The organism is Streptococcus sp. DFI.7.26 (genome assembly GCF_022240605.1).
In the GTDB taxonomy this organism is placed as follows: Bacteria; Bacillota; Bacilli; order Lactobacillales; family Streptococcaceae; genus Streptococcus; species Streptococcus xiaochunlingii.
The window spans coordinates 1-25,009 of the sequence record NZ_JAKOGN010000013.1 but is presented as its reverse complement, the minus strand read 5'-3'; the positions used below and the strand labels follow the sequence as shown (position 1 = coordinate 25,009).

The 25,009-nt window shown below is 40.8% G+C and carries 21 protein-coding genes; 18 read left to right on the top strand and 3 right to left on the bottom strand.

All coding sequences use genetic code 11. The features are described from left to right. Window positions 1–17: 17 nt before the first annotated feature. Window positions 18–905 (top strand): SPFH domain-containing protein, encoded by an 888-nt coding sequence (locus tag L0M85_RS08570; protein ID WP_123159962.1) that lies wholly within the window; start codon window positions 18–20, stop codon window positions 903–905. 109 nt (window positions 906–1,014) lie between these two features. Continuing rightward, window positions 1,015–1,230, top strand: coding sequence for a hypothetical protein (locus L0M85_RS08565; RefSeq protein WP_006594972.1), 216 nt, complete (start codon window positions 1,015–1,017; stop codon window positions 1,228–1,230). A gap of 195 nt (window positions 1,231–1,425) precedes the next feature. Here L0M85_RS08565 and L0M85_RS08560 read toward each other — a convergent pair whose 3' ends face one another. Beyond that, entirely contained in the window at window positions 1,426–2,166 is a 741-nt protein-coding gene (locus L0M85_RS08560; protein ID WP_009732258.1) for an amino acid ABC transporter ATP-binding protein, read from the bottom strand. Then, window positions 2,166–3,728 (bottom strand): ABC transporter substrate-binding protein/permease, encoded by a 1,563-nt coding sequence (locus L0M85_RS08555; protein ID WP_238656866.1) that lies wholly within the window; start codon window positions 3,726–3,728, stop codon window positions 2,166–2,168. The genes L0M85_RS08560 and L0M85_RS08555 overlap by 1 nt, the downstream gene beginning before the upstream one ends. 120 nt (window positions 3,729–3,848) lie before the next feature. On the opposite strand from L0M85_RS08555, the gene L0M85_RS08550 reads away from it, so the two are divergent. The 10 genes from L0M85_RS08550 (at window position 3,849) to L0M85_RS08505 (ending at window position 14,780) form a co-directional block, all read left to right on the top strand. Beyond that, a complete protein-coding gene (locus L0M85_RS08550) occupies window positions 3,849–5,756 on the top strand; it encodes a DUF2207 domain-containing protein (protein ID WP_238656865.1) in 1,908 nt (635 codons plus the stop codon). Window positions 5,757–5,915: 159 nt separating this feature from the next. Then, complete coding sequence (locus L0M85_RS08545; RefSeq protein WP_238656864.1) at window positions 5,916–6,752, top strand: undecaprenyl-diphosphate phosphatase; 837 nt, start codon at window positions 5,916–5,918, stop codon at window positions 6,750–6,752. Window positions 6,753–6,916: 164 nt separating this feature from the next. After that, on the top strand, window positions 6,917–7,663 hold the full coding sequence (gene mecA / locus L0M85_RS08540) for an adaptor protein MecA (protein WP_006594967.1): 747 nt from the start codon (window positions 6,917–6,919) through the stop codon (window positions 7,661–7,663). Next, a complete protein-coding gene (locus L0M85_RS08535) occupies window positions 7,660–8,817 on the top strand; it encodes an MraY family glycosyltransferase (protein ID WP_195324792.1) in 1,158 nt (385 codons plus the stop codon). Before mecA ends, L0M85_RS08535 begins: the two co-directional genes overlap by 4 nt. An 86-nt stretch (window positions 8,818–8,903) precedes the next feature. After that, a complete protein-coding gene (gene sufC / locus L0M85_RS08530; RefSeq protein ID WP_048692034.1) occupies window positions 8,904–9,674 on the top strand; it encodes a Fe-S cluster assembly ATPase SufC in 771 nt (256 codons plus the stop codon). 41 nt (window positions 9,675–9,715) lie between these two features. Next, on the top strand, window positions 9,716–10,978 hold the full coding sequence (sufD, locus tag L0M85_RS08525) for a Fe-S cluster assembly protein SufD (RefSeq protein WP_195324795.1): 1,263 nt from the start codon (window positions 9,716–9,718) through the stop codon (window positions 10,976–10,978). 2 nt (window positions 10,979–10,980) lie between these two features. Continuing rightward, window positions 10,981–12,207, top strand: coding sequence for a cysteine desulfurase (locus L0M85_RS08520; RefSeq protein WP_238656863.1), 1,227 nt, complete (start codon window positions 10,981–10,983; stop codon window positions 12,205–12,207). Next, the gene (gene sufU / locus L0M85_RS08515; RefSeq protein WP_125335834.1) at window positions 12,194–12,628 is read left to right on the top strand and encodes a Fe-S cluster assembly sulfur transfer protein SufU; all 435 of its coding nucleotides are present in this window, start codon (window positions 12,194–12,196) and stop codon (window positions 12,626–12,628) included. Before L0M85_RS08520 ends, sufU begins: the two co-directional genes overlap by 14 nt. 145 nt (window positions 12,629–12,773) lie before the next feature. Further along, window positions 12,774–14,186, top strand: a complete 1,413-nt coding sequence (gene sufB / locus L0M85_RS08510) for a Fe-S cluster assembly protein SufB (protein ID WP_006594961.1) — start codon at window positions 12,774–12,776, stop codon at window positions 14,184–14,186. Between the two features lie 21 nt (window positions 14,187–14,207). Continuing rightward, window positions 14,208–14,780, top strand: a complete 573-nt coding sequence (locus L0M85_RS08505) for a hypothetical protein (RefSeq protein ID WP_129270478.1) — start codon at window positions 14,208–14,210, stop codon at window positions 14,778–14,780. 65 nt (window positions 14,781–14,845) lie between these two features. Here the strand turns inward: L0M85_RS08505 and pbp3 are convergent, their stop codons facing one another. After that, the gene (gene pbp3 / locus L0M85_RS08500; protein ID WP_129822744.1) at window positions 14,846–16,087 is read right to left on the bottom strand and encodes a D-alanyl-D-alanine carboxypeptidase PBP3; all 1,242 of its coding nucleotides are present in this window, start codon (window positions 16,085–16,087) and stop codon (window positions 14,846–14,848) included. Window positions 16,088–16,260: 173 nt separating this feature from the next. On the opposite strand from pbp3, the gene L0M85_RS08495 reads away from it, so the two are divergent. The 6 genes from L0M85_RS08495 to L0M85_RS08470 all read left to right on the top strand — a co-directional run bounded on the left by L0M85_RS08495 (window position 16,261) and on the right by L0M85_RS08470 (window position 24,893). Further along, window positions 16,261–18,225 carry a peptide ABC transporter substrate-binding protein gene (locus tag L0M85_RS08495; RefSeq protein WP_238656862.1) on the top strand — a complete coding sequence of 655 codons (1,965 nt, stop codon included), beginning with the start codon at window positions 16,261–16,263 and terminating at the stop codon, window positions 18,223–18,225. A gap of 180 nt (window positions 18,226–18,405) precedes the next feature. Further along, window positions 18,406–20,391, top strand: coding sequence for a peptide ABC transporter substrate-binding protein (locus L0M85_RS08490; RefSeq protein WP_233332422.1), 1,986 nt, complete (start codon window positions 18,406–18,408; stop codon window positions 20,389–20,391). Window positions 20,392–20,455: 64 nt separating this feature from the next. Further along, entirely contained in the window at window positions 20,456–21,955 is a 1,500-nt protein-coding gene (locus L0M85_RS08485) for an ABC transporter permease (RefSeq protein WP_238656861.1), read from the top strand. After that, on the top strand, window positions 21,955–22,881 hold the full coding sequence (oppC, locus tag L0M85_RS08480) for an oligopeptide ABC transporter permease OppC (protein WP_048692005.1): 927 nt from the start codon (window positions 21,955–21,957) through the stop codon (window positions 22,879–22,881). Before L0M85_RS08485 ends, oppC begins: the two co-directional genes overlap by 1 nt. A gap of 11 nt (window positions 22,882–22,892) precedes the next feature. Continuing rightward, the gene (locus L0M85_RS08475; protein WP_048788750.1) at window positions 22,893–23,960 is read left to right on the top strand and encodes an ABC transporter ATP-binding protein; all 1,068 of its coding nucleotides are present in this window, start codon (window positions 22,893–22,895) and stop codon (window positions 23,958–23,960) included. Between the two features lie 9 nt (window positions 23,961–23,969). Beyond that, on the top strand, window positions 23,970–24,893 hold the full coding sequence (locus tag L0M85_RS08470; RefSeq protein ID WP_238656860.1) for an ATP-binding cassette domain-containing protein: 924 nt from the start codon (window positions 23,970–23,972) through the stop codon (window positions 24,891–24,893). The last annotated feature ends 116 nt before the right edge of the window (window positions 24,894–25,009 follow it).

Sequence of the window (25,009 nt, the reverse complement as noted above, 5' to 3'; positions counted from 1 at the left end):
TAAAGGAGAATCAGGAAATGATTTGGATTTTTCTATTGGTTATTCTAGTAGTTGGAGCTACTGTATTCATTAGCTCACTCTATGTGGTGAAACAACAATCTGTTGCGATTATTGAGCGTTTTGGACGCTACCAAAAAATCAGCAACAGTGGGATTCATGTCCGTGCACCATTTGGAATCGATAAAATTGCTGCGCGTGTGCAATTGCGTCTCTTGCAAAGCGAGATTGTAGTTGAAACTAAGACACAAGATAACGTATTCGTTACCATGAATGTCGCGACACAATACCGCGTAAATGAAAACAATGTAACGGATGCTTACTACAAATTGATGCGTCCAGAAGCTCAGATCAAATCTTACATCGAAGATGCCTTGCGCTCCTCTGTTCCAAAGTTAACCTTGGATGAATTGTTTGAGAAAAAGGATGAAATCGCCCTTGAGGTTCAAAAACAAGTAGCTGAAGAAATGTCAACCTACGGGTATATCATTGTAAAAACCTTGATTACCAAGGTTGAACCAGATGCTGAAGTCAAGCAGTCAATGAATGAGATCAACGCTGCTCAACGGAAACGTGTGGCTGCCCAAGAATTGGCTGAAGCGGACAAGATTAAGATTGTTACCGCAGCCGAAGCGGAAGCTGAAAAAGATCGCCTTCACGGGGTCGGGATTGCAGAACAACGGAAGGCTATTGTAGATGGTTTGGCAGATTCTATCAAGGAATTGAAAGACACCAATGTGAATTTGACAGAAGAACAGATTATGTCGATTCTTTTGACCAACCAATATTTGGATACTTTGAATAACTTTGCAGAAAAACAAGGCACCAATACCCTCTTCTTACCAGCAAATCCGGATGGCGTAGAGAATATTCGCACCCAAATCCTCTCAGCTTTAAAAGCTAAATAACAAAATATCTGACTTTTTTAAAATTGTTCGTATTTTCAGTTATTATGGTTGACAAAATATGCAAAAAATTTTATATTAGTATTGGAAATAATAATATAGGAGAAGAATCATGGCTAAATCGAACTTCGAAAAAGTGGAATCAGTTGTTGGTTGGGTACGTGATAAAAAGATCACTGGCTATCGTATCAGTAAAGAAACGAATGCCCGTGAAATGTCTATCATTGCACTTGCGCAAGGTCGTGCAAAAGTGAAGAACATTTCGTTTGAAACTGCGCTTGGCTTGATCGATTTTTATGATAAGAATCATCAAAAATTCGAAAATTAAACTTAGATATAAAAAAGAAGGGAAAAAGCTTCCCTTCTTTTTATATAGTATAAATCAGGATATCGTAGGAAAGTATCACTAGCTTACTTCATATCTATCAAAGGATTTCAACAAGTTTATGTGTGGAATCGTGCTTTCAATTGATGGTATTTAAAAACTCCCTCATCGGAAGGATTTCCAGTGAGGGAGTTTGTTTTAGTTTAAGAAACGTTGTAAGAATTCTTTGGTCCGTTCTTCTTTTGGATTGGTAAAGATTTCTTTCGGATCACCTTGTTCAGCGATGACCCCCTTGTCCATAAAGATAACACGACTTGAGACGTCTCGTGCAAATTCCATTTCGTGGGTTACCACGATCATGGTTAAGCCTTCTTTGGCTAAGTCTTGCATAATTTTAAGAACTTCTCCGACCATTTCAGGGTCCAGAGCAGAGGTTGGCTCATCGAAGAGAATAGCATCCGGATCCATAGAGAGGGCACGAGCGATAGCGACCCGTTGTTTTTGTCCTCCTGAAAGTTGTTTTGGACGAGCAGCCCAATAAGGTTCTCCCATACCAACTTTCTCTAAATTCGCTTTAGCAATCTTCTCTGCCGTTTCTCTGTCCCGTTTTAGGACAGTTGTCTGAGCGACAATGGTGTTCTCTAAGACATTCAGGTTTTCAAAGAGATTGAAGCTTTGGAACACCATGCCCAATTTTTCCCGATAGTGGGTGAGATCGTAATCAGGATCAAGAACGTTTTGCCCCCGGTAGAGGATTTCTCCATCAGTCGGAGTCTCTAAGAGATTGATGGAGCGAAGGAAGGTAGATTTCCCACTACCAGAGCTCCCAATGATGGAGATCACTTCGCCCTTCTCAACAGAAAGAGAGATGTCCTTCAAAACTTCGTTTTGACCGTAGGATTTTTTTAAGTGTTTGATTTCAAGTATTTTTTCTGCCATTATTTCACCTCTTTGACTTGCATTTGATTGGCACCTGTAGTATAGGTATCAGAATCTAAGCGACGTTCAATGTAACGAAGGATACGGGTGATAGTGAAAGTCAGGATAAAGTAAATAACCGCAATAATAGTAAAGGTTGGGAAGTATTGGTAGTTTTGAGTTGCGACCGTATTTCCTGTAAAGTAAAGTTCGACCACAGAGATAACATTCAAGACAGATGTGTCCTTGATGTTGATGACAAATTCATTCCCTGTAGCTGGCAAGATATTCCGAACGACCTGAGGAAGGATGACCTTGCGCATGGTTTGTCCATGGGTCATTCCTAGAGCAGTCGCTGCTTCAAACTGACCAGTATCCACTGCCAAGATTCCTCCACGAACAATCTCACTCATATAAGCCCCTGTATTGATCGAAACGATAAAGATGGCGGCCCAGGTACGATCCAAGGAAATGTTGAAGGCTTGGGCTGAACCGTAGAAAATAACCATGGATTGAACGATCATCGGAGTTCCGCGGAAGATTTCAATGTAGACATTGAGGAACCAACCAAAGAATGTTTGCAAGGCAGCGAGAGCCTTGTTTTTAGACATAGGCGCAGTCCGGAAGACACCGATCAACAAACCGATAATCAAACCAGCAATGGTCCCTGTCATGGAGATGAGGAGGGTCATACCAGTTCCACGTAAGAACTGTGGGCCATTATCTTTCAAAATCTTCATCATTTGGCTGAAGAAAGTCTGCTCATCATCGCTAGCATCGCTGGAAGCTGGTTGCTTCTTGATCATATCATCCATGAGTTTGACTTGGTCTTCAGATGAAATTTTCGCTAGTGCCGCATTGACTTGGTCAAGTCTAGCGTCACCCTTCTTCATCCCGATAGCGATGGTCGCATCTTCTTCCCCAACTTCAAATCCTTTTTTGAATTGGATCATCTTAAATTTTGAATTAGCGGACTCAGCTGTCAAGGCTTCTGGACGCTCAGAAACATAGGCATCAATAACACCAGATTCTAAAGCTTGGCGCATTTGAGCAAAGTCTCCCATTGCAGTTTCTTGTTTTGCACCCTTGAGTTGGGAGATGAGCGAGTAGAGGTAGACCCCTTGTTGAGAGGTGACCTTGGCATCCTTAAAGTCATCTAAACTAGTGGCATTCGCATAGTTTCCATCTTTGCGAACTAGCATGACTGGCTCACTAGTATAGTAGCTATTAGAAAAGGCAACCTCTTTTTTGCGCTCAGCAGTAGGACTCATCCCGGCGATGATCATATCGATTTTCCCAGAAGTGAGGGCTGGAATTAGTCCGTTCCAAGATGTTTTTACGATCAGAGGTTTTTTACCTAGTCCCTCAGCAACTTTTTTGGCGATTTGAACATCGTACCCGTTGGCATATTGGTTGGTGCCATCAATCTTTACGGCTCCATTTGAATCATCTTCTTGAGTCCAGTTGAAAGGAGCATACGCAGCCTCCATTCCAATCCGGAGATACTCATCTGCTTTGACAATATGGCTCATTCCCAGACACAAAAGTAGTCCGGTAAAGAGAGCATAAATTGTTTTTTTCATGTAGTCTCCTCTTCCTTTATAAATAGTATCATCTTATTGTACAGGAAATTGGTCTACTTTTCAAACCTGATAACCTTTTCATGAAAAAATGCTATAATAAACCAAAGGAGTATAGGGGAAATGAAAAAAATTCTGTATGTTCTATTGGCAGTGATGGCCTGTCTATTTATAACAGGTTTTGTAAAAGCGGATGGTCCTTCCTATGAGGTTCAGTCTTATCGGGGGACTCTTACCTTGGAAACTTGGGATGATGCTACCTATGAGGAAGAATTGGTCTATCATTTTACAACTTCCTATAATGGTCAATATGTCACCTTAGGAAGTGCTGGTAAAATGCCTCAAGGTTTTGAAATAGTAATTCCTCCTTTGGTGGAAGTGGAAGGTAGAACCTTGTCGCAAGAACCAGAAGTTCATAATTTAGGCGATGGTTATCAGGTAAAGATTTATAACGGTGGAAGTGCAGGGGATACTGTCAAGATAAAGGTTACCTGGCGCTTAAAAAACTTGCTCTATGTTCACCAAGATATCCTATTATTGAACTGGAAACCAATCAGTGATGGGGATCAAGAGGTCAAAAAAGTAGAGTTACAGGTTATCCCGAAATTTGCCACAGCTGCCTCAAAATCGGAACTGAATATCAATACGGCTTATATGGGGGCTGAGGCAACTGTTCAGAAAGAAGAAGCAAACTATAAGGCTACTCTAGAGAATCTGAAACGAAAAGAAGGTGTTGAGATTTATGCTTACTGGCGGAAATCGGATATAGCTTCCTTTGGGGAATCCTATCGCGATACAGGTTTGATGGAGGAGTCCAACTATCATCGGACGGAAGCAGGAATTGTTCAAAAACGGACCTGGATTCGCCTATTTATGAAGGTCCTACTCCCAATCCTTATTCTGTTCTTCCTTCTTCTTGCTATTTATTATCGTCATCGATTCATACAATCTGTGACTTCTACCAGAGTTTTCCCAAAAAATAGCCGCTTGTATGAGATTCCAAATGACGTTGCGCCTCTACTAATGGCCTCGATTGTATACTCTACAGAGCTAGATGAGATTTCTCCAACCAAAAAACACGCTCGGGGCGTCTTTAAATTTGATCAGTTGGTGCAAGCAACCTTACTTGATTTGATTGATCGAAAAAATATCATCTGTGAGCAATACGACACTCATACAGTTTTAACCATTCAAAATGAAGATACATTGGATGAATTTGAGCGCGAATTTCTTAGACTAGCTTTCGGTTCTCAAAAATATTGTAGAACAGATGACTTGTTTTCAGATTATGAAATTTCGGATTCTCTCTATAAATATGCCTCTGAAAAAGATCAAGATGCTATTCGCAAGCGTGGAAAACAAGCGCAAGATCGGATTGATGCAGCGATTTCTCGTGTCGCTCAGGCAGTTCAACAAAAGATCCAAACCTTTGCCCTTTCTCCTTACTACCGTCCTTTAGAGGCAGGGGAGGAACGTGCAGGCCGTATGTGCCTCTTCTTTGGATGGGCAGCATGGAGCATTGCTTTGGTAGCCGGTCTAATTGCTTATTTCATCTTGAATTGGCTCTCTATCTTTTGTGTGATCTATGTGTTGGTGATGTGGATTCTTCCAGCATCCTTCCAAGGGAAGTTCACCCTCTATCGACGGGATGGAGTCCCAACGGACCTCGGTGCAGAACAGCGCTATTACTGGGATAGCTTCCGTAATATGTTGCGGGATATCGCTCATTTGGAAGAAGCAGAAGTTCAATCGCTGGTTTTATGGAATCGCTTATTAGTCTATGCTACTCTATTTGGTTTTGCAGATCAAGTAAGTAAAGTGATGAAGCTTCGTCAAATCCACTTGGATAACCCAAGTATGGATGCCTATGTCTACACTCCATTTCGTAGTAATCTGATCCATTCCAGCCATCTCTTATCTACTTATGGAACGACCGCGACAACTGCTAGTCATTTTACAGTATCTTCAAGCGGTAGTTCTGGTGGTGGCTTCTCTGGTGGCGGTGGTGGCGGTGGCTTCGGTGCTTTTTAGAGTCGCACAAGTGCTAGCTAGCCACAGTTGTAGTTACAATTTTAGAGAAGTGAGGTAGGATCTACCTCACTTTTTTAGTCTATGCATCCTTGCAAGCGCATCTGGTTCTATGGCTAGAAATGTGTTATAATATAGCAAATGTAAGTTTAGGAGAAGAAGATGTTTATCATTGAAGTGATAAAAGCGATTCTTTTTGGAATCGTTGAAGGAGTCACCGAGTGGCTTCCAATCTCAAGTACAGGTCATTTGATTTTGATCCAAGACTTTATTCAGTTTAAGGATCAAAACCCTGCCTTTATGGAGATGTTTAATGTCGTTATTCAGCTTGGTGCTATTATTGCCGTCGTCGTGATTTACTTCGACAAGCTTTATCCCTTTAAGCCTGGAAAATCGAAAAAAGAGGTGAGACGGACTTGGCAATTGTGGGCCAAGGTTGCTGTGGCGACCCTGCCTTTGCTCTTTGTCTTTAAATTAGATGATTGGTTTGAAGCTCATTTTCATAACTCTTTTTCTGTAGCCATCATGCTGATCACCTATGGGTGGGCCTTTATTTACCTTGAAAAACGAGAGCAAGTAGAACCAGAAGTGACGGAATTACACAAGTTGCCTTATAAGACTGCTCTCTATATTGGTTTGTTCCAAGTCTTGTCACTTTTCCCAGGGACCAGTCGGTCAGGTGCAACGATTGTAGGTGGTTTGGTCAATGGAGTTAGCCGTTCTGTTGTGACAGAATTTACCTTCTATCTGGGGATTCCTGCCATGTTTGGAGCTAGCCTATTAAAGGTCGCTAAGTTTGTCTTGGGAGGAAATGCTTTAAGTTTCAGCCAAGGGACGATCCTTTTGGTCGCTATGGCAGTTGCCTTCGGAGTCAGTATGGTAGCAATTCGCTTCTTGACAGATTATGTTAAAACTCATGACTTCACGGTTTTTGGAAAATATCGGATTGTTTTGGGAGCGATTTTGCTGGTCTATGCAGTAATTAAAATCTTTATCTAATCATAAGATAGGAGTGCTTCTTCTTTCACTTCAAATGGCTATGTTTGAGGGGGGAGGAAGTGCTCTTTTGTTTAAGGTTTTTTCATATCTGAGGTGGGGGTCATGTTTTGAAAAATATGTCCCTTTTTAGTATAATAGAAAGACTAACAGTATGAGGTGCAGTCATGAAGATGAAGCAAATCAGTGATTCAACCATTAAAATCACGATTCAATTAGAGGATTTAGAGGAACGAGGCATGGAAATGGCCGATTTTTTGGTGCCTCAAGAAAAAACAGAAGAATTTTTCTATACCATCTTAGATGAATTGGAAATGCCAGAAAGCTTCTTAGACAGTGGCATGTTGAGTTTCCGAGTGACTCCTAAGCCGGATAAGCTCGATGTTTTTGTGACCAAATCAAAAATTGACCAGCATCTAAATTTTGAAGATTTTTCCGACTTGCCTGATATGGAAGAATTGTCGCAAATGTCTCCGGACGAATTTATCAAGACCTTGGAAAAAACCATCTCTGAAAAGAGTAAGGGAGACGGCGATGCTATCCGTCATTTAGAAGCTGAGGAATTGGCTGATGAGAATCAGCTTTCAGAAGAAGATACACCGAATCATCCAGTAGATACACGGTATATTTATTATATCCTCCAGTTTTCTCAGTTAGAAGAAGTGATTCGGTTTACAAAAACAGTTCATTATGCGGTCGAGACTTCGGAACTTTATAAAATGGACGGGGTTTACTATTTAACCGTCTTGATTGATTTGGAAGGGTGCCCGCAAGATTATCCAGGTTGGCTCTTGGCAACCATGCGTGAATATGCGGAAGATACAGATACTACTAGAGCTGTCCTCCAGGAACATGGCCATCTCTTGCTCGTCTCAGATGCTATTCACGAACTTCAAAAGGTTAATTTGGTATGATTACTTTTCCATTACAATTTATCCTGGTCCTGATTGCAACTTTTTTGATCAGTTTGATTCTAACTCCCTTTGTGAGGTTACTGGCCTTTAAAATAGATGCCGTAGACTATCCAAATGCGCGTCGGATCAATAAAAAACCAATGCCCAGCGCTGGTGGTTTAGCCATTCTTCTTGCTTTCACCATTGCAACCGTGGTATTGCTACCGATGATTACCAAAGGCTATGTAGCTAAGACATCATATCTGACCTATACTTTACCAGTTGTTGTTGGAGGATGGATCATTGGCCTGACTGGTTTAATCGATGATATAAAAGAATTATCACCGCGGTTAAAGATGTTGGGGATTTTCCTAGGGGCCAGTGTGATCTGGTTCTTTACAGATTTTCGCTTAAATGATTTCAAGATCCCTTTTGGAGGGCCATTTCTTCATTTTGATCCCTGGTTGTCCTATATTTTAACAGTCATTTGGATCATTTCGATTACCAATGCAGTCAATTTGATTGATGGTTTGGATGGCCTGGTCAGTGGGGTTTCGATTATTTCCTTGGTGACGATGGGGATTGTTTCTCATTTCTTTCTCCCAGTGCCCAATCTCTTTCTGACTATGACGATTTTTGTCTTAGTCATGGCCATTGCTGGTTTCTTCCCCTTTAATTATCATCCAGCGATTCTTTATTTAGGGGATACAGGAGCCCTCTTCATTGGTTTTATGATCTCTGTTTTATCCTTGCAAGGTCTTAAGAATGCGACGGCTGTTGCAGTTGTTACGCCGATGATTATCTTGGGAGTTCCCATTACGGATACCTTTTTAGCGATTGTTCGTCGGACTCTCTCTGGTCAGAAGTTCTATGCCCCAGACCGTAATCACTTGCACCATCGCCTACTTTCTTTGGGCTTAACGCATCGTGGAACCGTCTTGGTCATCTATGGAATTTCGATGATTTTTGCTATGATTTCTCTTCTATTGAATATTTCGACTCGTATTGGTGGCGTTCTGCTTGTCATCGGTTTGGTATTAGGAGTTGAATTATTAGCAGAATTGATTGGAGTCCTAGGTCCTAACCATAGTCCGCTCCTAAATTGCTTACGCTATATAGGAAATTCTGCCTATCGAGAGGAAGTTCGAAAAAATAGAAAAAACAAGACTAAATAAGAACGATTCTAAACACCAGAAAAGCCTTTTAGGCTTTTTTTTGTTATACTAGATAAGACAAAACTCTATAGCAGAAAGGAATACAAATGTCAGTATTAGAGATTAAAGATCTTCATGTAGAAATTGAAGGCAAGGAAATTTTAAAAGGCGTAAACTTGACCCTTAAAACAGGGGAAATTGCAGCCATCATGGGACCTAACGGGACAGGGAAATCAACCCTATCTGCAGCCATCATGGGGAATCCAAACTATGAAGTGACCAAGGGTGAAATTCTATTTGATGGAGTGAATATCCTTGAATTGGAAGTGGATGAACGTGCTCGCATGGGCCTTTTCTTGGCTATGCAATACCCATCAGAAATTCCAGGGATTACCAATGCTGAATTCCTTCGTGCAGCCATGAATGCTGGCAAAGAAGAGGACGAAAAAATTTCTGTTCGTGATTTTATCACAAAATTGGACCAGAAAATGGAACTCCTCAATATGAAGGAAGAAATGGCAGAACGCTATTTGAACGAAGGTTTCTCAGGTGGTGAGAAGAAACGCAATGAAATTCTGCAATTGTTGATGTTGGAACCGAAGTTTGCCCTCCTTGATGAGATTGACTCTGGTTTGGATATCGATGCCCTTAAAGTGGTTTCAAAAGGTGTTAATGAAATGCGTGGCGAAGGTTTTGGTGCCATGATTATTACCCACTACCAACGTCTTTTAAACTACATTACTCCTGATGTAGTTCACGTGATGATGGAAGGTCGTGTCGTCCTTTCAGGTGGTCCTGAACTTGCTGTGCGTTTGGAGCGTGAAGGATACGCGAAATTAGCAGAAGAGTTAGGTTACGACTACAAAGAAGAACTCTAATCTTGTGTCCAAAACTGAACAGGATCTTTGAGGAGGAGTAAATGACCAAAGAAAATATCAAACTTTTTTCAGAAATGCATGCAGAGCCCCAATGGTTGCAGGAATTGCGCCAGAAGGCTTTTGATAAAATTGATGATTTAGAACTACCCGTGATTGAACGCGTGAAATTTCATCGTTGGAATCTTGGCGATGGAACGATCACAGAAAGTGAGCCGCTCACGGCTGTGCCAGACTTTACTGCGATTGACAATCAATTAAAATTGGTTCAGCATGGAACCCATACAGTATTTGAACAGATTCCAGTTGACTTGGCCAACCAGGGAGTCATCTTTACAGACTTCCACTCAGCCCTGGAAGTAATTCCAGAGGTCGTAGAGGAATTTTTCATGTCATCCGTTAAATATGATGATGACAAGTTGGCAGCCTACCACACAGCTTATTTCAATAGTGGAGCTGTTCTCTATATTCCAGATCATGTAGAAATCGCGGAGCCAATCGAGGGTGTCTTCTACCAGGATAGTGATAGCGATGTGCCATTTAACAAGCACATCTTGATTATCGCTGGTAAGAACAGTAAGATTAGTTACCTTGAACGGTTAGAGTCACGTGGAGAAAGTAGTGCCAAGGCAACTGCTAATATCACAGTAGAAGTCATTGCCCGTTCAGGTGCGCAAGTGAAGTTTGCTGCGATTGATCGTCTTGGTGAGAATGTCACTGCCTACATTAGCCGCCGTGGAAAACTAGGCAAGGATGCTAGCATTGACTGGGCGATCGGTGTCATGAACGAAGGAAATGTCGTTGCTGACTTTGATAGTGACTTGATAGGAAACGGCAGCCATGCAGACCTTAAGGTCGTAGCCCTATCTAGTGGTCGTCAGGTACAAGGGATTGATACCCGCGTAACCAACTATGGTTGCAATTCGGTAGGGAACATTCTCCAACATGGTGTCATTCTTGAAAAGGCAACCTTGACCTTCAACGGGATTGGCCACATTATCAAGGGAGCAAAAGGGGCAGATGCCCAACAAGAAAGCCGTGTGTTAATGCTTTCTGACCAAGCTCGTTCCGATGCCAACCCAATTCTTTTGATCGATGAAAATGATGTGACTGCAGGTCACGCAGCTTCTATCGGTCAGGTAGATCCAGAAGACATGTACTACCTCATGAGCCGTGGCTTGGATCAGGCAACTGCAGAACGCCTAGTGGTTCGTGGTTTCCTTGGATCGGTGATCGTGGAGATTCCAGTCCAAGAAGTTCGTGAAGAAATGATCCAAACCATTGAAGATAAATTATTGAAGAGATAAACATGATAGATGTCGAAAAGATTCGGAAAGATTTCCCGATTTTAGATCAAATAGTGAATGATGAGCCGCTTGTCTATTTAGATAATGCAGCGACGACACAAAAACCAAAAGCTATCCTAGAAGCGGTGAATCGCTATTACCAAGAGGATAATGCCAATGTTCACCGCGGGGTTCATACCTTGGCCGAACGGGCGACCGCGTCCTATGAAGCAGCAAGAGAAACGGTCCGTCGTTTTATAAACGCTTCCTCGACCAAAGAGGTCTTGTTTACGAGGGGGACTACGACAGGTTTGAACTGGATTGGGCGGTTTGCAGAGGAAATCCTCGAAGAGGGGGATGAGGTCCTCATCTCTATTATGGAACACCATTCCAACATCCTTCCTTGGCAGGAAGCTTGTCGGAAGACAGGGGCGAAGTTGGTCTATGCCTACTTGAAAGACGGTGGTCTGGATCTAGAGGATTTCCGAGAAAAATTGACAGATCGAACCAAATTTGTTTCCATTACCCATGCTTCTAACGTTCTCGGGGTGATCAATCCTATCCAGGAACTCGCTCAATTGGCCCATGAAAAAGGAGCCATTATGGTAGTGGATGGGGCCCAATCAGTCCCCCATATGAAAATTGATGTTCAAAAACTAGATGCAGACTTCTTTGTCTTTTCCGGACATAAAATGGCTGGACCGACAGGAATTGGAGTCTTGTATGGAAAAGAGCACTATCTCAACCAAATGTCACCTGTTGAATTTGGTGGGGAAATGATTGACTTTGTCTATGAACAATCCGCAACTTGGAAGGAACTCCCTTGGAAATTCGAAGCAGGGACTCCAAATATGGCTGGTGCTATTGGTTTAGCTGCGGCGATTGATTATTTGGAGGCTATTGGCATGGATGCCATTGAGCATCACGAGCAAGACTTGATTGCCTACGTCTTTCCCAAACTTCAAGCAATTGAAGGCTTGAAAATCTATGGCTCCCAAGATTTAGCGAAACGCTCTGGGGTGATTTCCTTCAACTTAGGGAATCTGCATCCTCATGATCTTGCGACTGCCTTGGATTATGAAGGGGTTGCCGTTCGGGCAGGCCACCATTGTGCTCAACCTTTAATCCAGTATTTGGAGGTTCCAGCGACTGCTCGAGCTAGCTTTTATCTCTACAATACAAAGGAAGACTGTGATAAGCTTGTAGAAGCGCTGATAAAAACAAAGGAGTTTTTCAATGGCACTTTCTAAATTAGATAGCCTCTATATGGCTGTAGTAGCTGACCATTCAAAAAATCCCCACCACCATGGAAAGATTGAAGGGGTTGAACAAATCAACTTAAACAATCCAACCTGTGGCGATGTGATTAGTTTGTCTGTTCAGTTTGATGATGAAGGACTAGTCAAGGACATTGCCTTTGTCAACTCAGGTTGTACGATTTCGACGGCTTCTGCTAGTATGATGACGGACGTTGTCCTAGGAAAATCCAAGGAAGAAGTGCTAGAGTTGGCGACTATTTTTTCAGAAATGGTCCAAGGCAAAGAAGATGCCCGTCAAGACCAGTTGGGAGATGCAGCCTTTTTAGCTGGGGTTGCTAAATTTCCACAACGGATCAAGTGCTCGACCCTGGCTTGGAATGCTCTCAAAAAAGCAATCGATGCTCAAGCCTAATGATGAATATAAGTGATGAAGATTCAAGTCTGTTTTTTAACCGAGCTTCTGGTGAGAAATGCTATCAACATTCGGGTTCTGATGGTCCAGACTAGAAGAGTAATCCCATGGAAAGAGCGCTAATAAAGAAAATGAAAGGAAAGATATGACAGAAGAAAGAGTAGAACCAAAACCAATTGATCTTGGTGAATATAAATTTGGCTTTCACGATGATGTAGACCCAATCTTGTCAACAGGAAAAGGGTTGAATGAATCGGTTATTCGCGAGTTGTCTGCTGCGAAAAATGAGCCAGAATGGATGCTGGAGTTCCGTTTGAAGTCTTATGAAGCATTTAAAAAAATGCCGATGCAAACTTGGGGAGCGGACTTGTCAGATATTGATTTTGATGATTTGATTTATTATCAAAAACCATCTGATAAACCTGCACGTAGCTGGGATGAAGTGCCTGAAAAAATTAAGGAAACATTTGAACGGATTGGTATTCCAGAAGCAGAGCGTGCTTACCTGGCCGGAGCAGCTGCTCAGTATGAGTCTGAAGTAGTTTACCATAACATGAAGGAAGAATTCCAAAAGCTCGGAATCATTTTTACCGATACAGATTCGGCTTTGAAGGAATACCCAGACTTGTTTAAGCAATACTTTGCTAAGTTAGTACCTCCAACGGATAATAAGTTGGCAGCCCTCAACTCAGCTGTTTGGTCAGGTGGAACCTTTATCTATGTGCCGAAGGGTGTTAAGGTCGATGTTCCTTTGCAGACCTACTTCCGGATTAATAATGAAAATACAGGTCAGTTTGAGCGGACTTTGATTATTGTTGATGAAGGCGCTAGCGTCCACTATGTAGAAGGATGTACAGCACCGACTTATTCAAGCAATAGCTTGCACGCTGCCATTGTCGAAATTTTTGCCTTGGATGGCGCTTATATGCGTTACACGACTATCCAAAACTGGTCCGACAATGTCTATAATTTGGTAACCAAACGGGCCAAAGCGACTAAAGATGCGACAGTTGAATGGATTGATGGAAACCTCGGGGCTAAAACGACCATGAAATACCCGTCTGTTTATCTGGATGGAGAAGGTGCGCGTGGGACCATGCTTTCTATCGCCTTTGCAAATGCGGGGCAACACCAAGATACAGGTGCTAAAATGATCCACAATGCTCCACATACTAGCTCTTCAATCGTCTCAAAATCCATCGCGAAAGGTGGAGGAAAGGTTGACTATCGTGGACAAGTGACCTTCAATAAAGATTCAGCGAAATCTGTCAGTCACATTGAGTGTGATACCATTATCATGGATGACTTGTCTGCATCTGACACCATCCCATTTAATGAAATTCACAATTCACAAGTTGCTTTGGAACACGAAGCCAAAGTATCTAAGATATCAGAAGAGCAACTCTATTACCTCATGAGCCGTGGTTTATCAGAATCAGAAGCGACTGAAATGATCGTCATGGGATTTGTAGAGCCTTTCACTAAAGAACTTCCAATGGAATATGCAGTTGAGCTCAACCGCTTGATTAGCTATGAAATGGAAGGATCTGTCGGTTAAGGGGATAAAAGGAGAAGCAAAATGGGATTCTTAAAAAAATTATTTGGTAATGTTGAAAAAACGAATAAGGGCGAAATTCCTGTTGAGGAAATTGTTCCACCCTTTACAATTGATCTAGCTGAAGAAGCAGATGATTATTGGAGACAGATGGAACAAAATCTCTTGATCAATGCTGTGAAGGCTGTTGGCGGTCCTGATAAAGCGGATCGTGCCTTTATGCTAGTGAATTTTAAGCCGGGTCAAGAAACATTTGATTTGTATTATCAAATCGATGGGAAATTAATTTCTTGGCAAGAATTGGATCCAGAACTTGTAGAAAAAATCCGCCTTCAACTCTTGCCTCAAGCCCCAGCTGTAGCCCGTGCAGTCAATGAAAATTACGAAGCTGCCAATGTTCCTGTGATTAGCTATGCCATGCTTCAATTAGAAACGGCGACCATGGCTTGGTTTGGTCGGAAGCTAACAACAGCTACACCTGAAACTAGCTTATCTTTTGAAGAATTGGTAGCAGGTTGGCGTGCGGTGATTGAACAAGAAATCCCGACTCATCCAATAGACAGCGATACTGCTTTTCCTTATTTCGAAGTTCGATAGAAGTTCTGTTGACGGAATTGAATAAACAAAAAAAGAGGGTGACCTCTTTTTTTGTTTATGATCATTTATAGTTTTTCGTTGACGTAACGAACAAATTGATTCCACCACACCTTTAAGAAGAAACTTTTTTGGATATTTTCTCCGCTCACCATTTCCATACTAGGGGCTTTACCTTCGATATACCCTCGACCGATGGGTTCTGGATCAGTGTAGGTAAGGGTTCCAAGAGAAGTACCTTTCTTTATAGGAGCGCTAAATGAAGATTGGCTACTTTTAAAGGTGATTTTAGCTTCTGCTTGGCTTCCTTGTCGTTCAATCACGATGAAGTCATCCTTGGCGACAGCAGTGGCGTTTGTTTTCTTGCCATCGTGAACCGTTGATTTACTGTTGTTGTAAGCTTCGCCTTTGCTGACAATGAGGCTTGGAACGAAGTTTTGGCTCACATAATTCATCAGGTTGGCTGTTGCAACAAATCGTGCGTAAGGGTCACCATCGATTGCCTCAACACCAATGACAACGGTAATCATTCGAATCCCATTTTGATTAGTAGAAGCGACAAATGAGATCCCTCCTTTTTCGGAATTTCCAGTTTTTAGACCATCCACCCCAGCTCGATAGTTGGGCATGTTTTCCAGCATATAGTTGCTACTCTCCAATTGAATTCCAGCAAATTCTGCATGGGAGAGGGAGGTGATTTTTGTAACTTCAGGAAAGTCTTCTAGAAGATGTTTTGCGATGACTGCCACATCATAAGCGCTCAGCTTATTTTCGGTATTTTTCTTTTTATTTTCCTCATCCCCATCAATGATAGATTGGTTCAATCCACTAGCATTCACAATCGTCGCATCTGTAATTCCCCAATCTTTGAGCTTTGCTTTCATGAGGAGGACGAATTTTTCTTCGCTACCAGCTACTTTTTCAGCTAAGGCGATGGCGGCACTATTGGCGTTTGATACGAGGAGAGCAGTGAGCAAGTCCTTAACCTTGTATTTACGGGCTTCCATGGGAACGTTGCTGATTCCTTCAACAGCTGTCAGTTGATAGGCTTTATCAGAAATATCCACATCATCAGTTAAAGAGATTTTTCCTTGCTGAATGGCTTCGTAAACGAGATAAGTGGTCAAAAGGTTGCTGATTCCGCCAACCTCTTTTTTCTCATCACTATTTTTTTCATAGAGTATTTTACCTGTTGTCCCATCAATCGCAATAGCATGCTGGGCTCCAAGGTCTAGGTCCTCCGCTTTTACAGGATACGTACTGAGAAGCGCAAGTATTAGACAAAGAAGTAAGGTGATTATTTTTTTCACGTTTGAATCCTCGATTGTTTTTTGTCTCTACTATTGTATCATAAAAGAAGGCAACTGCTCTAATCCTATTTTGCTCTATTAGGACTCAAAGGTCATAGGCAAATTTGAAAGATAGTTGGTAAAATGGAAGAAATAGTGTATAATGGTAGAAAACCTAACATAAGGAGATAGTGATGAAAGTAAATAAACGGTTCGTACTGGCCGGTGTTTCTCTAGCCAGCGCTCTTCTATTGACAGCCTGCGGTGGTGGAAGCAGCAATCAATCTACTTATTCTTATATTTATTCAACAGATCCAAATACATTGGACTACATTGCATCGACTCGTACAACGACGTCTGATATTACAAGTAACCTTGTTGATGGTTTGTTAGAAAATGATAAATATGGAAATTTAATCCCAAGTTTGGCAGAAGACTGGACAGTTTCAGAAGATGGCTTGGTCTATACTTATAAACTTCGAAAAGATGCTAAATGGTACACCAGTGAAGGGGAAGAGTATGGTGCTGTAACAGCTCACGATTTTGTGACAGGAATCAAACATGCTGTGGAATCAAAATCAGAAGGTCTCTTCTTAATCCAAAACTCCATTAAAGGTTTGGATGCCTATGCCAAGGGTGAAACAACAGATTTCAAGACAGTTGGCGTGAAAGCCCTAGATGATTACACCGTTCAATATACCTTGGAACGCCCAGAAAGCTTTTGGAATTCTAAGACGACATCAGGCGTCCTTTTCCCAGTTAACGCAGCTTTCTTAGAATCTCAAGGAAAAGACTTTGGTTCTTTAAAACCAAGTAGTATTCTCTATAACGGTCCCTATTATTTGAAGAATTTAACTTCAAAATCTCAAATTGAACTTGTAAAAAATAAAGAATACTATGATGAAAAGAATGTTCATATTGATAATGTGAAGTTGACTTACAATGACGGATCAGATCCAGAATCAGTCATCAAGAAATTTGAGAATGGACAATATTCATTTGCGACGGTAATGCCAAATAGCTCCACTTATAAGAGTGTGAAAAAGAAATTTGGTGATAATATTGTTTATGGTGTTCAATATGGTACATCTTACTATCTAGGCTTCAACATCGATCGTCAGAAGTATAATCATACAGCCAAAACGACAGATGCTCAAAAATCGTCTACAAAACAAGCGATTTTAAACAAGGATTTCCGTCAAGCTGTCAACTTTGCCTTTGACCGTGAAGCCTATGCTGCTCAAACATCTGGCGCAGATGCAGCGACCAAGATTCTTCGAAACACCTTGGTTCCGCCGACTTTTGTTCAAGTAAATGGTGAAGAGTTCGGTAAGGTTGTTGAGAAACAATTGGTGACCTATGGGGATGAGTGGAAAGACGTAAATCTAGATGATGCCCAAACCACTCTCTACAATCAAGAAAAAGCCAAGGCTGAATTTGCAAAAGCAAAAGAACAACTGCAAAAAGAAGGGGTACAATTCCCAATTCATTTGGATTACGTTGTTAGCCAGACAGATAACAGTCAGGTACAACAAGCTAGCTCCTTCAAACAATCCGTAGAAGCTGTTCTTGGTGCAGACAATGTTGTCGTAGATATTCAGAAATTATCTGATGATGACTTTAACAATATTACCTACTTTACAGACACTGCTGCTGAGAAAGATTATGACCTTGCAGGCGGAGGATGGGTTCCAGACTACCAAGATCCATCTACTTATTTAGAGAGTTTAAGTCCTGTTAGCGGTTCGGTTTTCTACTATCTAGGTGTGGATGCAGGTTCAAACAGCCCTGCTATTACAGCAGTTGACTTTGGGAAGTATGCAGAGCTCTTAAAAGATGCCAATGCTGAAGTGAATGATCAAGCTGTACGCTATGAGAAATACGCAGCTGCTCAAGCATGGCTAACCGATAGTTCATTGATCTTGCCGACTGTTTCAAATGGTGGAACTCCAATGTTGCAACGGACTGTTCCATATAGTCGTGCGGCTTCATGGGTTGGAACAAAAGGTACAGGAACCAACTATAAATATCTTGAACTTTCAGAAGAAGTCATCAAGACAAAGGATTACGATGCAAGTAAAGAAAAATGGTTGAAAGAAAAGGCTGAATCCAATAAAAAAGCCCAAGAAGAATTAAAGAACCACATCGAATCGAAATAGCTGGGAAAGTAAGAACGCATAAGTTCAAGTAGGGGAAGGAGCCACTAAAAAGGATTGATTTTTTAGACAGTCCTCCGCTTAGTGGCTCCTTTCGCTTGCCAAATATTCAGAAAATTTAGTTTACTTTTTGTCTCACTTATGCTATAATTCTATCTAAATTCAATAAAATGGAGACTCAAAATGAAAAAAAGTAAAGTTTTTGCATTTGCCGGAGTAACATTGCTCGCAGCAACTTTCCTTGCAGCATGTTCTGGCTCAAAAGATAGCAAGTCTGCATCAAAAAAAGATACAACATATGGCTATGTTTATACAGATGATCCAACAACTTTGGATTACACTGTATCTTCAAAAGCTTCCGTACACGATATTACAACAAACGGTGTAGATGGTTTGTTGGAGAACGACAAATACGGAAACCTTGTACCATCTATTGCTGAAGATTGGTCTGTTTCAAAAGACGGTTTGACCTATACCTACAAAATCCGTAAGGGTGTTAAATGGTATGATGCTGATGGTGAAGAGCATGGGGAAGTAACAGCTCATGACTTTGTTACTGGATTGAAGCATGCGGCGGACAAGAAGTCAGAATCTCTTCCATTGGTAAAAGACTCAATCAAAGGATTGAAAGATTACTCAGAAGGAAAAATTTCAGATTTCTCTGAGGTTGGAGTCAAAGCAGTAGATGACTATACCCTTGAGTATACTTTGAACCAACCAGAAACTTTCTGGAATTCAAAAACAACTAATGGGGTTCTTTTCCCAATTAGTACAGAATTCTTGAAGAGCAAGGGTGATGAATTTGGTCAGCCAGGTAATGTCAAATCAATCTTGTTCAATGGTCCATTCCTTTTGAAATCAATCACTTCTAAATCAGAAATTACTTTTGAGAAAAACGAAGATTATTGGGATAAAGACAACGTTCATATCGACAAGATCAAATTGTCTTATTATGATGGATCAGACCAAGATTCATTGGCGCGTGGCTTTAGTGATGGATCATACACAGTTGCTCGTCTCTTCCCAGCAAGTTCAAACTTTGCGTCTGTTGAAGAAAAATACAAAGATAATATCTACAACACACAGCCTGGTTCTGGTGTAGCAGTCTTAGGTTTCAACATTGACCGTCAAGCCTACAACCACACATCTAAAACTTCAGATGAGCAGAAATCTTCTACTAAGAAAGCTATCTTAAACAAGAATTTCCGTCAAGCCATCACCTTTGCCTTGAACCGTGAGAATTATTCAGCGCAAGTCAATGGTAAAGACTATGCTAAGGCTGCTATTCGGAACATGTACACCGCACCTGCCTTTGTTCAAGTAAATGGTAAAGACTTTGGTGATGTAGTAGCAGACAAGTTGCAAACTTATGGAGATCAATGGAGTGGTGTGAATCTTGCAGACGGTCAAAACGGACTTTATAGCAAGGAAAAAGCAAAAGCTCAGTTTGAAAAAGCAAAAGCTGAACTCCAAAAAGATGGTGTTCAATTCCCAATCCACTTGGATGTTCCGGTTGCACAAAACTCAACAAACTTTGTGTCACGGATGCAATCCTTCAAACAATCAGTTGAAGAAACACTTGGTACAGAAAACGTTGTTGTGGACCTTCAAATGATGGACCAAGATGAAGTCTTGAACATTACATTGAACGTACCATCAGCTGCAGAAACTGACTGGGATCTTCAAGGGCTTGTAGGATGGAATCCAGACTACGATGATCCATCTACTTACCTTGACACCTTGCAACCATCTTCACCAGACCAAACTAAGACTTACCTTGGATTTGCTGGTGGTGTCGACAATGCTTCTGCTAAAGCAGTCGGTTTAGATGAATTTGCGAAATTGCTTGATGATGCAGAAAAAGAAACTCAAGATGTAGTGACTCGTTACGACAAATTTGCAGCAGCTCAAGCTTGGTTAACAGATAGCGCATTAGTGATTCCAACTATGACAAGTTCAGGTGCTGGAACAGTTGTTTCAAAAGTAGTTCCATTCTCTGGACCATCATCACAAACAGGTAACAAAGGATCAACTTATTTCAAATATGTTGAAGTTCAAGATGAACCTGTCACTAAAAAACAATATGATCAAGAACGTGAAAAATGGTTGAAAGAAAAAGCTGATTCAAATAAAAAAGCTCAGCAAGAACTAGAAAAACACGTTAAATAATCACCTTCATCAGAACTTTCTCTAATAGGGGAGAAAGTTCTTTTGAACATTAAAGGAACGGAATATGAAAAAATATATATTTATGCGTATTTTACGTTCGTTAGTGTCGATCTTTTTAGTTACGACATTGACGTATACAATTATTTATACGCTAACCCCAAGAAATTTAATTTTCAAAAACGACCCTAACTACAATAAGATTGCAAAGACTAAGGATTCTAAAATCAATTATGAAAACACAGTCTATGATCGTATGGGGTATATAGAATATCTTGATTCAAAAGCTTTGAAAGAAAAAGCAAGCAAGGAAGACTCATCAGTAACTGTAGAGCCTACTAAAGAAAACGAAAAGATCTACAAAAAGTACATTTCTAATCTTGGAAATGGCTGGGTATTGAAACGTTTCCCTGAAAACAAAGGCTTTTACGCAACTCGTGAAGTCCCTGTCTTTGAACGTGTTATTGGATTCTACGGCAACCTGATTCAGATTGATCATCCAAATGTCATCAAAGATGCTTCCAATCCAAAACTTGAACGCTATATTCGCATTGAAAATGATCCAGCTATTGGTTGGTCAGTAGTTGGTTCGGGGACTAAACATAAATATCTTTTGTATTTCAATGGTCAATTCCCGTTCGTTCATCAAAATTTTGTATCGTTAAACTTGGGTGAATCTTATCCAACTTATTCAAATACGCCGGTTCTTCAGGTTATTACACAAGGACAAGGTACTACCAAGAAGAGTGAAGTAAACTTCCCAACAGGGAAAAAAGAATCTTCTATCGATATCTACTCACGTACTTACAAATCACCAAGCAAGGCAGATGCTCAAGATATTGCCCGCTTTGGTGAAGGAGATGCTTATACAGCAACTTTGAGCAACTATGAAAATCCATCCATGATTGTGAGCTCTTCTATTATCGGCTTGATCGGGATTGCAATTGCTTACTTGATCGCAATTCCATTGGGATCATACATGGCCTTGTTGAAGAACACATGGTTTGATAGTGCCTCAACAGCTGTCTTGACATTGATGATGGCTCTTCCAACGATTGCCTTGGTCTACATCGTCCGCTTGGTTGGTTCAACAATTGGTCTTCCAGACTCTTTCCCAGTCTTAGGAGCTCAGGACTGGAGATCGTACGTTCTTCCTTCTGTCATCCTGGGACTATTGACCGCTCCAGGTTTGGCTGTTTGGATTCGTCGTTATATGATTGACTTGCACTCACAAGACTTTGTCCGTTTTGCACGTGCTAAAGGACTTTCCGAAAAAGAAATTTCACGCAAGCATATTTTCAAGAATGCAATGGTTCCAATCGTTACAGGTATTCCTGTTCAATTGGTCTTGGTTATCTCAGGAGCTACCTTGACAGAAACTGTCTTTGCCTTCCCTGGTATGGGTAAAATGTTGATTGATTCCATCAAAGCATCGAATAATACTATGGTGGTGGGTCTTGTCTTCATCTTCACCGTTCTTGCTGTATTTGGAGCGATGGCCGGTGATATTCTCATGGTTATGGTAGACCCTCGTATCAAATTGACAACTAAGAAAGGAGGCAAATAATGTCTACAATCGATAAAAAGAAATTCCAATTTGTTGAACGTGACGACTTTGCCTCTGAAACAATTGATGCGCCGTCGTACTCCTACTGGAAATCAGTATTTCGCCAATTTTTCAAAAAGAAATCAACCATTTTTATGTTAGCAGTCTTGGTGGGGATTCTCTTGATGAGTTTTGTTTATCCAATGTTTTCAAACTTTGATTACAATGATGTAAGTAAAGTAAATGATTTCACTGCTCGTTTGAATCCTCCAAGTGCCAAAGCTTTCTTTGGTACAGATAACAATGGTAAATCGTTGTTTGATGGAGTTTGGTTTGGTGCCCGCAATTCGATTATCATCTCTTTTATTGCTACCTTGATCAACGTTGTGATTGGTGTAGTGATTGGTGGGATTTGGGGTGTGTCAAAATCAATCGACCGCTTCATGATGGAAGTTTATAACGTTATTTCAAACGTTCCATTCATGTTGATTGTTATTGTCTTGACTTACTCAATCGGTGCTGGTTTCTGGAACTTGATTTTGGCGATGACGGTAACAGGATGGATTGGGATTGCTTATTCTATCCGTGTCCAAATTATGCGTTACCGTGATTTAGAGTACAATTTGGCCAGCCGTACTTTGGGGACTCCAACTCTAAAAATCGTGACAAAAAATATTTTGCCGCAGTTGGTATCTGTTATTGTGACGACGACAACTCAATTGTTGCCAGCCTTTATTTCAACTGAAGCCTTCCTTTCCTTCTTTGGATTGGGATTGCCAATTACAGTTCCAAGTTTAGGTCGTCTGATTTCAGACTACTCACAAAACGTAACAACCAATGCGTATCTTTTCTGGATTCCATTGACAGTCTTAGTCTTGGTATCCTTGTCATTCTATATCGTTGGACAAAACCTTGCAGATGCCAGCGATCCACGTACACATAGATAGGAGGAGTAGGTATGACAAATGATAAAAATGTAATCTTATCTGCTCGCGATATCGTAGTAGAATTTGATGTTCGGGATCGTGTCTTAACAGCCATTCGCAATGTGTCCTTAGACCTTGTTGAAGGTGAAGTCATGGCACTTGTTGGTGAATCAGGTTCTGGTAAATCTGTTCTGACAAAAACCTTCACAGGAATGTTAGAAGACAACGGCCGAATTGCCAATGGTAACATTAATTATCGTGGGCAAGAATTAACAGAACTCAAGTCAAACAAAGACTGGGAAGATATCCGTGGTGCAAAAATTGCAACAATCTTCCAAGATCCAATGACCAGTTTGGACCCGATTAATACAATCGGATCACAAATTACGGAAGTTATTATTAAACACCAAGGCAAGAGTGCCAAAGAAGCCAGAGAAATGGCCATTGATTATATGGAAAAGGTGGGAATCCCAGAAGCGGAACGTCGTTTTGATGAATATCCTTTCCAATATTCAGGCGGGATGCGTCAACGGATCGTTATTGCTATTGCGCTTGCTTGTCGTCCGGATATCTTGATCTGTGACGAGCCAACAACGGCCCTTGACGTAACCATCCAAGCCCAGATCATTGACTTGTTGAAATCATTGCAAAAAGAATATAACTTTACAACAATCTTTATTACCCACGACTTAGGTGTAGTCGCAAGTATTGCAGATAAGGTTGCTGTAATGTATGCTGGTGAAATTGTAGAATTTGGTAAAGTAGAAGAAATCTTCTACGATCCAAGACATCCTTATACATGGAGTCTCCTTTCAAGTTTGCCACAATTGTCTACCTCTAAAGGTGATTTATATTCTATCCCAGGGACTCCTCCATCATTGTATTCACCAGTAAAAGGGGATGCCTTTGCTTTGCGTTCAGACTATGCGATGCAAATTGATTTCGAGGAACATCCACCAGTCTTCAACGTTTCAGATACACATTGGGCTAAAACATGGCTCTTACATGAAGATGCACCAAAAGTCAATAAACCAGAAATTATTGATAATCTTCATGAAAAGATCAGTGCGAAAATGGGATTCACTACAATCAAGGACTAGGAGAAGGAAATGACAGAAAAATTAATAGAAGTTAAAGATCTAGAAATTTCCTTCGGTGAAGGAAATAAAAAATTTGTAGCTGTAAAGAATGCAAATTTCTTCATTAACAAAGGGGAAACATTTTCTCTTGTTGGTGAGTCTGGTAGTGGGAAGACAACAATTGGTCGTGCAATCATTGGTTTGAATGACACTAGTGCAGGTGACATCCTGTATGATGGTAAAAAAATCAATGGGAAGCAATCGCGTAAGGATGAAAATGAATTAATCCGAAAAATTCAAATGATCTTCCAAGACCCGGCAGCAAGTTTGAATGAGCGTGCAACGGTCGACTACATTATTTCAGAAGGTTTGTACAATTATCACCTATTCGAAAATGAAGAAGACCGAGTACGTAAAGTAAAAGAGATTATGCATGAAGTGGGGCTTCTAGCAGAGCATTTAACTCGTTATCCTCACGAATTTTCTGGTGGACAACGCCAGCGGATTGGGATTGCTCGTGCCTTGGTAATGGAACCAGAATTTGTTATCGCAGATGAACCAATTTCAGCCCTTGACGTATCCGTACGTGCGCAAGTTTTAAATCTCCTTAAGAAATTCCAAAAAGAGTTGGGCTTGACCTATCTCTTTATCGCACACGATCTTTCAGTTGTTCGATTTATCTCTGATCGTATTGCGGTTATTTACAAAGGAGTTATTGTAGAAGTAGCTGAAACGGAAGAATTGTTTAATAATCCAATTCATCCATACACACAATCTCTACTATCTGCTGTTCCAATTCCAGATCCAATTCTAGAACGCAAAAAAGTTCTGAAAGTTTATGATCCTGATCAGCATGATTATTCAACCGACAAACCAGAAATGGTTGAAATCAAACCTGGACATTACGTTTGGGCAAATAAAGCAGAACAGAAAAAATATAAAGAACTTGTATAATCATAAGAAAACGAGAAGAATACGCTTCTCGTTTTCTATTTTTTTAAAAAAGAAAAACTTTTTTAAAAAAATAGAAAAAAGATATTGACAAGTATTTATGGACGTGATATACTAAT